Raw genomic sequence first — 8,828 nt, forward strand, 5'->3', positions numbered from 1 at the left:
GTTCGTCTGCGCTTCATCGGCTAAACATCTAGAAGCAAGCGCGAAGTCATGAGAAACTTCTGAGCGCTAGTAGGCCAAGGCGGTTGGAGAGAGACTCTAGAAAAGCAGATGCCCAAGAAATACGGGGTTAAAGAAAAAGACCTGGTGGTCTCCCACATCCTCAATCTGGTGCTGACCGGGAAGCTGCGCAGCGGTGACCGCGTCGACCGCAATGAAATCGCGATCGGCCTGGGCGTCAGTCGCGTGCCGATTCAAGAGGCGCTGGTCCAGCTGGAACACGACGGCATCGTGTCGACCCGCTATCACCGCGGCGCGTTCGTCGAACGGTTCGACGAGGCCACCGTCCTCGAACATCACGAACTCGACGGCATGCTCAACGGCATCGCGTCGGCGCGGGCATCGGCCAACCCGACACCCCGAATCCTGGGCCACCTCGATGCCCTCATGCGTTCGCTTCGCGCTGCCAAGGATTCTCGCGCGTTCGCCGAAATCGCCGGTGAATACCGGCGCACCGTGAACGACGAGTATGCGGGGCCGCGGCTGAACGCCCTGCTGCGCGCTTCGGAAAACCTGATCCCCCGCATGTTCTGGATGACCTACCAGACCAACGTCGACGAATTGTTGCCCTTCTACGAGGACGAGACCAGCGCAATACGACGGCGCGACCCCACGGCAGCGCAGGCCGCGTGCGTGGGCCGCTCGCATGTGATGGCCCAGACCATGCTGGCTGAGCTGTTCCGCCGCAGGGTGTTCAGCGCACCGCACGACGTCCGCCACGTGGTCGGCGCGCCTCCTCATGCTCTCGCCGCCGCGGATGCACTGCGCAGCGCGCCATCGATCGCAATCTGATAGACCGCTAGACGGGACGAGCCGCCGGACAGCCGATACGGTATCGGTGATGAGTGTGCGCGAAGGCCCGCGCGCGACGCGCGGCGCAAAGCTACTCGGACTGGCCGCGACGATTCTGATCGTGTGCGGCCTGGCGATGGTCGCACCCACGGGACTTGCGCACGCGGACCGAAACCAATGTGCGCCCGCCGGTGCGAACGGCGCGACCGCGCTCCCCAAGGACCTGACCACCACCGCGGGCCTCGGCCATGACGACAACAACACGACAGCATCCGTCGAGCCACTCAGCGCGGTGGACGACTCGACACTCGGACTGCAGGACCCGGGTGTCCTGACCGTCGGCACACTGTCTGATGCGCCGCCGTCCGTCTGTGTCAACGCCACCGGAACCTTCAGCGGTTTCGACAATCAGCTGCTGCTCGCCATCGCGAAAAAGCTGGGCTTACAAGTCCGCTTCGTCAGCACGGACTTCTCCGCGCTGCTCGCCCAGGTGGCGTCCCGGCGCTTCGACGTCGGCTCGGCATCGGTGAAAGCGACTGCCGCACGGCGCCACACCGTCTCGTTTACCAACGGCTACGACTTCGGCTATTACGCGCTGGTGGTCCCGACCGGATCGCCGATCAAAAATTTCAGCGACCTGGCCGACGGGCAGCGGATCGGGGTCGTGCAGGGCACCGTCGAGGAGTCGTACGTCGTCGGCGACCTGCATCTGCAACCGGTGAAATATCCCGGTTTCGCCACCGTGTACGCCAACCTCAAGACACGCCAGATCGACGCGTGGGTGGCCCCGGCGTCGCTGGCGGCCAACCTGATGAAGCCGGGAGACCCGGTGGCCGTTGTCGCCAACGCCTTCACCCCGGGTGACTTCGTCGCCTACGCGGTCGCCAAGGACAACCCGTCGCTGCTCGCCGCGCTGAACTCGGGGCTGGACGCTGTCATCGCCGACGGCACCTGGGCGCAGCTGTACTCCGAATGGGTTCCCCGGCCGCTACCGCCGGGCTGGAAGCCCGGGTCGAAAGCCGCGCCGTACCCGACATTGCCGGACTTCGCCGCGGTCGCCGCAAGCCACCACCACGATGCGCCGGGTCCCACGGCGCCGAAATCCCTTCTGGCGCAACTGGGTGATCAGTTTTTCGACTGGAACCTGTACCGGGAAGCCGTCCCTGCTCTGCTGATGACGGGGCTGCCCAACACGTTGATCCTGGCCAACAGCGCCCTCGCGATCGGGCTGGTGTTGGGCATGGGGCTGGCCATCGCCGGGATGGCGAAGGCCCGGTGGCTGCGCTGGCCGGCTCGGGTCTATACCGATATCTTCCGGGGTCTACCCGAAGTGGTGATCATCCTCATCGTCGGGATGGGCATCGGTCCGTTGGTGGGCGGGCTGACGAACAACAATCCCTATCCGTTGGGCATCGCCGCGCTGGGGTTGATGGCAAGCGCCTACATCGGCGAGATTCTGCGCTCGGGAATCCAGAGTGTGGATGCCGGACAACTGGAAGCCGCCCGGGCATTGGGGTTCAGCTATCCGGCAGCGATGCGGCTGGTGGTCGTGCCGCAGGGAATTCGGCGGGTGCTGCCCGCGCTCGTGAATCAGGCCATCGCGCTGTTGAAGGGTTCGGCACTGGTGTACTTCCTAGGTCTGGTCGCCCAGGAGCGTGAGCTCTTCCAGGTGGGCCGGGACCTCAACGCGCAGACGGGCAATCTATCGCCGTTGGTGGCCGCCGGCCTGTTCTACCTGCTATTGACCGTCCCATTAACGCATTTGGTGAACTACATCGACGTCCGGCTGCGACGCGGCAGTCCCCGGGGCGGGAAGGACGAACCTGCCGAGATCGTCGCGTCCACCTTCAGCCAGGGGCTCGTGTGATCGCGGACTCCGTGGGGCGCACATCAGTATCGTTGGAAGGCAAAGACATTCACCAAACCCTGGGTGGGAACAAGGTGCTTCGCGGCGTCGATATCCAAGCCCCCGCGGGCAGTACGGTGGCCGTGATCGGGCCGTCCGGCTCGGGCAAGTCGACGTTGCTGCGTACCCTGAACCGCCTCAACGAACCCGACAGCGGAGACATCCTGCTGGACGGAAAGTCGGTGCTGCAGGACGATCCCGCCGAGCTCCGCCAGCGCATCGGGATGGTCTTCCAGCATTACAACCTGTTCCCCCATCTGAGCATTCTCAAAAACGTAGCGCTGGCGCCGCGTAAGTTGCTGGGCCTGTCCAACGACGCCGCCCGGGAGGTCGCGCTGAGTCACCTGGACCGAGTTGGGCTGAAGCACAAGGCCGATGCCCGCCCCGCCATGCTCTCCGGTGGCCAGCAACAACGCGTCGCGATCGCCCGCGCGCTGGCCATGGCACCGCAGGTGATGTTCTTCGACGAAGCGACAGCCGCGCTCGATCCCGAGATGGTCAAGGGAGCCCTGAAGCTCATCGCCGACCTCGGCGCCGGCGGCATGACCATGGTGGTGGTCACCCATGAAATGGGATTCGCCCGCTCGGCGTCGGACGCGGTCGTATTCATGGATCAAGGCAAAGTGGTGGAAAGCGGTCCTCCGGAGCAGATATTCGAAGCGGCTAAAACCGATCGCCTGCAGCGCTTCCTGTCCCAAGTGCTGTAATGGCGGAGAATTAGTCGCCGATAGCTACCTTGTACGTCGCGCATATCGGGCTAGACTGCCGACTTATGGCGGACAGCGAATCCACCGCAACCGATGTGAACGAGCTTGCGGAAGGCTTACACCGTGCGCTGGCCAAACTGTCCTCCATATTGCGCCGCGGCGACCCCAGCGGGGTCGTCGCCGGCGAATTGACCTTGGCGCAGCTGTCGATTCTCGTCACCCTGCTCGATCAGGGCCCGATACGGATGACCGACCTGGCCGCACACGAACGGGTGCGCACTCCCACCACTACCGTGGCGATCCGCCGGCTGGAAAAGGTCGGGCTGGTGAAGCGCTCGCGCGATCCCTCTGACCTGCGAGCCGTGCTGGTCGACATCACCCCGCGCGGGCGGGCTGTTCACGGCGAATCTCAGGCCAACCGGTTCGCCGCCCTGGCCGCGATGCTCAGCCAACTCCCCGAGTCCGACCTGAACACCCTGACCGAGGCCCTGGCACCGCTGCAGCGCCTGGCCGCGGGTGAGCCGACATCCGGCCCGGCCGGCGAACCCGCGCGCAAGCAGGCGTGAAAGTAGCTCACCTCCAACGACATTGGCTGGTCTCGTAGACTGAGGCACATGCCAACTGCACTCATCACGGGCGCCAGCGGCGGTATCGGCTCCGCCATCGCTGCGGCGCTGGCCCCGTCGCACAGCCTGCTGCTGGCCGGTCGGCCCTCTGATCGGCTCGACGCCGTCGCGCTGCGGCACGACGCCACGACGTTTCCGCTTGACCTGACCGATACGGACTCGTTCGAATCCAGTTGCGAGATCGTCGACGAACTCGATGTGCTGGTACACAACGCGGGGCTGTCTATCCCCGGCCATGTCGATGAGTCGGACATCAATGAGTGGCGCGCCACCTTCGCCGTGAATGTTTTTGGGCCCGTGGCTCTTACCCTGGCACTGCTGCCCGCCCTGCGCAGCGCCCGCGGCCGGGTGGTGTTCATCAACTCCGGCGCAGGGCGCGCCGCCTCGCCGGGCATGGCTTCCTATTCGGCCAGCAAGTTCGCGCTGCGCGCATTCGCCGACTCGTTGCGCGACGACGAGCCCCAGCTGCGGGTGACCACCATCTACCCGGGCCGCACCGACACCGAGATGCAGCGTGAACTCGTCGCATTCGAGGGTGGCGAATACGACGCCGCCAAATTCTTGCGGCCCGAGACGGTGGCGGCGGCGGTCGCCAATGCGGTGGCCACACCGCGCGACGGGCATCTGCACGAGGTGGTGCTGCGGCCGGGACGGTGAGGAGTCCTCAGACGACGAGGTTGACCAGCCGGCCGGCAACCACGATCACCTTGCGCGGAGTGGCACCGGCCAGGAAGGCCTGGACCTTTTCGTCAGCCAGCGCTGCGGCTTTCAGCGCGTCCTGGTCGGCATCGGCGGCCACCACCACCCGTCCACGCACCTTGCCGTTGACCTGCACCGGGTATTCGACGGTGTCGTCGACCAGGTAGGCGGGGTCGGCCTGCGGGAACGGGCCGTGCGCCAACGAGGTCGTGTGCCCGAGCCGCAGCCACAGCTCCTCTGCCATATGCGGGGCCAGCGGTGCCAGCAGCAGCACCAGCGGCTCGACCGCGGCGCGCGGTACCGAATCTCGATGCGCCTTGGTGAGGTGGTTCGTGTATTCGATCAGCTTGGCCGCCGCGGTGTTATTGCGCAGTGCCGCATAGTCTTCCGCCACCCCGGCAATCGTGCGGTGCAGCACCCGCAGGGTTTCGGCGTCCAGCTCCTGCGACCCGTCGACATCGGTGACCCGGGTATTACCGGTGTTCTCGTCGACCACCAGTCGCCACACCCGCTGCAAGAAACGATGCGCGCCGACAACGTCTTTGGTCGCCCACGGCCGAGAGGCCTCCAACGGACCCATCGACATCTCGTAGACCCGCAGCGTGTCCGCTCCGTATTCGTCGCAGATCTCGTCGGGTGAGATCGAATTCTTCAGGCTCTTACCGATTTTCCCGAATTCCTGGAAGACCTCGACCTCGCCGTCGGGGCTCAGGTAGACAAAGCCTTCGCCCCGTTCGACCACTTGATCGGCCGGCACGTACGACCCGCGGGCATCGGTGTAGGCAAAAGCCTGAATGTAGCCCTGGTTGATCAGCCTGCGGTAGGGCTCCCGCGATGTGACGTGTCCGAGGTCGTAGAGCACCTTGTGCCAGAACCTCGAATACAGCAGGTGCAGCACCGCATGCTCAGCACCTCCGACGTACAAATCGACGCCGCCGGGATCCTGCGGACCGTGCTCGGCGGGCCGCGGGCCCATCCAGTAGGCCTCATTCTCCTTGCCGCAGAACCGTTCTGAGTTGTGCGGATCGGTGTAGCGCAGTTCATACCAGGAGCTGCCCGCCCACTGGGGCATCACGTTGGTGTCGCGGGTGTAGGGCTTGAGGCCGTCGCCCAGATCCAGCTCGACGTGCACCCACTCGGCGGCCTTGGCCAGCGGCGGCGACGGCTCGCTGGACGCGTCGTCGGGGTCGAACAACACCGGCGAGTAGTCGGGCACGTCGGGCAGCTCGACCGGCAGCGCGGCGTCGTCGAGGGCGTGGGCGCGTCCGTCGCTGTCGTAGACGATCGGAAACGGCTCACCCCAATACCGTTGACGCGCGAAAAGCCAATCACGCAGCTTGAATTCGATGCGGGCCCGGCCGCGGCCCTCGGACTCCAGGCGGGCGGTGATCGCTTCCTTGGCTGTGGCGACGTCCATCCCGTCGAGGTAGCCGGAGTTCACCAGCACCCCGTCGCCCGTGTGCGCAGACTCCGAAATATCGCCGCCGACAATGACTTCCACGATCGGCAGGTGGAATTCCTTGGCGAAATCCCAGTCCCGCTGATCGTGGCCCGGAACCGCCATGATCGCGCCGGTGCCGTATCCGGCCAGCACGTAGTCGGCGATGAAGATCGGCACCGGTTTGCCATTGGCCGGGTTGATCGCGTGACTGCCGAGGAAGACACCCGTCTTCTGCTTGCTCTCCTGCCGCTCGAGGTCTGACTTCGCGGCGATGGCGCGACGGTAGGCGGCGACGGCATCCGCCGGTGTCGCCGCACCGTAGGTCCAACCGGGGTTCACCGCGTCGGGCCAAGCCGCGGCGACGAGCTCGTCGACCAGCTCGTGTTCGGGCGCCAAAACCAGGTAGGTGGCGCCGAACAGGGTGTCGGGGCGGGGGGTGAATACCTCGATATCGACCTGCGCGCCGGCCCGCTCGCCCTGGGCTACGGTCGCCGAGAACAACGCCTCCGCCCCGGTGGAACGCCCGATCCAGTTGCGCTGCATGGTCTTGACCTTCTCGGGCCAGTCCAGCAGGTCAAGGTCGTCAAGCAGCCGGTCGGAGTAGGCGGTGATGCGCATCATCCACTGCCGCAATCGTTTCCGGAACACCGGGAAGTTGCCGCGATCGCTGCGGCCGTCAGAGGTGACCTCTTCGTTGGCCAACACCGTGCCCAGCCCCGGACACCAGTTCACCATCGAATCCGCCCGGTAGACCAGCCGGTGGCCGTCGACCACATCAGCCCGCTCCCCCGCCGACAGCTTCGCCCAGTCCCGGCCGTCGTCGAGACGACGGGTGCCGGAATCGAATTCGGCGATCAGCTCGGCGATCGGGCGCGCCTTGTTGGCCGCGGTGTCGAACCATGCGTTGTAGATCTGCAGGAAGATCCACTGCGTCCACTTGTAGAACTCGACGTCGGTGGTCGAGAAGCTGCGCCGACTGTCGTGTCCAAGGCCCAGCCGGCTCAGCTGGCGCCGGAAATTGACGATGTTGGCTTCGGTTCGGGTGCGCGGGTGGGTGCCAGTTTGCACGGCATATTGCTCGGCGGGCAGGCCGAATGCGTCAAACCCCAGCGCGTGCAGCACATTACGGCCATTCATGCGGAAATAGCGGGCGTATACATCGGTGGCGATGTAGCCCAGCGGGTGCCCGACGTGCAGCCCGTCGCCGGACGGATAGGGAAACATGTCCTGCACAAACAGCTTGTCGTCGGGAACGGCGGTGCCATCCGTGGGAGCCAGCGAGCCGACCGGGTTGGGCACGTTGAACGTTCCGAGCCGGGCCCAGTTGTGCTGCCAGGTGTCCTCAATGCTGCCTGCCAGTTCCGCGGTGTAGCGGTGCGGCGGCGCATCGGAGTCCGTCTGAGCGGCCCCAAAGGTCTCGGCACTGCTCCGCGGCGCGGTAGTCGGGGAATCGGTCACGTGACCAGGGTATAAGGGCGGTCTGGGCGGCCCCGTCGGCCACAGGTTGGTAAAGGTTGAGTTGCGCACCGATCAGGGGTTCATCCCAGCTCGATGTCGAGCCTGTTCACCGGGTTTGACCGCTGGTTACAGTCAGCCTCTGTACCACGGGTGCTGGTCCCCCAGCCGTTCGGAAGGACCGACGGACATGATTGAAATCGCCGCTGGATGGCGTGTATTCGTAGGCGGCTTCGCCGCCGGAGCAATCGGCGTCGCCGTGTTCGGCGGTGGCACGGCTGCGGCGGATCCGATGGTCCCCACACCCCCCGCAGTTCCCGCCGTCCCGGCGCAGGCACCCCAGAACCTGCTCGGCACTCCCGGCGGCGCCAGCGCTAATCGGTTCATGCCGACCCCGCCGGCCGCGAACCCGTTTGCGCCGCCGAGCCTGGCTGCCGCCGCGCCAGCGGCACCCGGTGTCGCGGCCTTCGCGCCGACTCCCCCGGCGGCCAATCCCTTCACTCCGCCGAGCCTGGCTGCAGCGCCCGCCGCGGCAGGTGTTGCCGCCGTCGCTCCCACCCCGCCGGCTCCGGTTCCCGCGACTTCGGGAACGCTGCGTGACTACTTCCAATCCAAGGGCGTCAAACTCGAGGCGCAAAAGCCCGAGGGCTTCAAGGCGCTGGACATCACGCTGCCGGTGCCCGCGCGCTGGACTCAGGTTCCAGATCCCAATGTGCCGGACGCGTTCGCGGTGATCGCCGACCGGCACGGCGCTAGCGTCTACACATCAAACGCGCAGGTCGTGGTCTACAAACTGGTCGGCAACTTCGATCCGAGGGAAGCCATTACGCACGGCTACGTGGACAGCCAGAAGCTGTTGGCCTGGCAGCCCACGAACGCCTCGATGGCTGACTTCGGCGGCTTCCCATCCTCGGTCGTCGAAGGCCAGTACCGCGAGGGCGACATGGCGCTCAACACCTTCCGTCGTCACGTCATCGCGACGTCCGGACACGACAAGTACCTGGTGTCGCTCTCGGTGACCACCGACCGGGCCGTTGCCGTCGCCGACGCGCCCGCCACCCACGGCATCGTCAATGGCTTCCGCGTGACCGTCCCCGGTGCGCAGGCCCCGGCACCCGCCCAGGCTCCCGCCGCCACGCCGGCCC

Annotated in this window: 7 protein-coding genes; 6 read left to right on the forward strand and 1 reads right to left on the reverse strand. The window is 66.0% G+C overall.

From position 1 onward, the window contains the following. Positions 1–108 precede the first annotated feature (108 nt). The 5 genes from MNAB215_RS08355 (at position 109) to MNAB215_RS08375 (ending at position 4,745) form a co-directional block, all read left to right on the forward strand. Positions 109–849, forward strand: a complete 741-nt coding sequence (locus tag MNAB215_RS08355) for a GntR family transcriptional regulator (protein WP_077078278.1) — start codon at positions 109–111, stop codon at positions 847–849. Positions 850–898: 49 nt separating this feature from the next. Next, positions 899–2,716 carry an ABC transporter substrate-binding protein/permease gene (locus MNAB215_RS08360; protein WP_077078279.1) on the forward strand — a complete coding sequence of 606 codons (1,818 nt, stop codon included), beginning with the start codon at positions 899–901 and terminating at the stop codon, positions 2,714–2,716. Further along, on the forward strand, positions 2,716–3,462 hold the full coding sequence (locus MNAB215_RS08365; RefSeq protein ID WP_174604573.1) for an amino acid ABC transporter ATP-binding protein: 747 nt from the start codon (positions 2,716–2,718) through the stop codon (positions 3,460–3,462). The genes MNAB215_RS08360 and MNAB215_RS08365 overlap by 1 nt, the downstream gene beginning before the upstream one ends. A 65-nt stretch (positions 3,463–3,527) precedes the next feature. After that, positions 3,528–4,028 carry a MarR family winged helix-turn-helix transcriptional regulator gene (locus MNAB215_RS08370; protein WP_077078281.1) on the forward strand — a complete coding sequence of 167 codons (501 nt, stop codon included), beginning with the start codon at positions 3,528–3,530 and terminating at the stop codon, positions 4,026–4,028. Between the two features lie 48 nt (positions 4,029–4,076). Continuing rightward, positions 4,077–4,745 (forward strand): SDR family oxidoreductase, encoded by a 669-nt coding sequence (locus MNAB215_RS08375; RefSeq protein WP_077078282.1) that lies wholly within the window; start codon positions 4,077–4,079, stop codon positions 4,743–4,745. Positions 4,746–4,752: 7 nt separating this feature from the next. Here MNAB215_RS08375 and leuS read toward each other — a convergent pair whose 3' ends face one another. Then, positions 4,753–7,686: a leucine--tRNA ligase gene (gene leuS / locus MNAB215_RS08380; RefSeq protein ID WP_077078283.1), complete on the reverse strand. Its 2,934-nt coding sequence runs from the start codon at positions 7,684–7,686 to the stop codon at positions 4,753–4,755. 187 nt (positions 7,687–7,873) lie between these two features. Between leuS and MNAB215_RS08385 the strand changes: the two genes are divergently transcribed. Next, positions 7,874–8,828: LpqN/LpqT family lipoprotein (locus MNAB215_RS08385; RefSeq protein ID WP_077078284.1), on the forward strand; the 955-nt coding region annotated here is incomplete at its 3' end.

It is taken from the genome of Mycobacterium numidiamassiliense, from assembly GCF_900157365.1.
In the GTDB taxonomy this organism is placed as follows: domain Bacteria; phylum Actinomycetota; class Actinomycetes; order Mycobacteriales; family Mycobacteriaceae; genus Mycobacterium; species Mycobacterium numidiamassiliense.

What these genes read in the sequence shown, in the direction of transcription:
- MNAB215_RS08375 (WP_077078282.1), top strand. Translation starts at nt 4,077, where the DNA reads ATGCCAACTGCACTCATCACGGGCGCCAGCGGCGGTATCGGCTCCGCC.
- MNAB215_RS08355 (WP_077078278.1), top strand. Translation starts at nt 109, where the DNA reads ATGCCCAAGAAATACGGGGTTAAAGAAAAAGACCTGGTGGTCTCCCAC.
- MNAB215_RS08370 (WP_077078281.1), top strand. Translation starts at nt 3,528, where the DNA reads ATGGCGGACAGCGAATCCACCGCAACCGATGTGAACGAGCTTGCGGAA.
- MNAB215_RS08360 (WP_077078279.1), top strand. Translation starts at nt 899, where the DNA reads ATGAGTGTGCGCGAAGGCCCGCGCGCGACGCGCGGCGCAAAGCTACTC.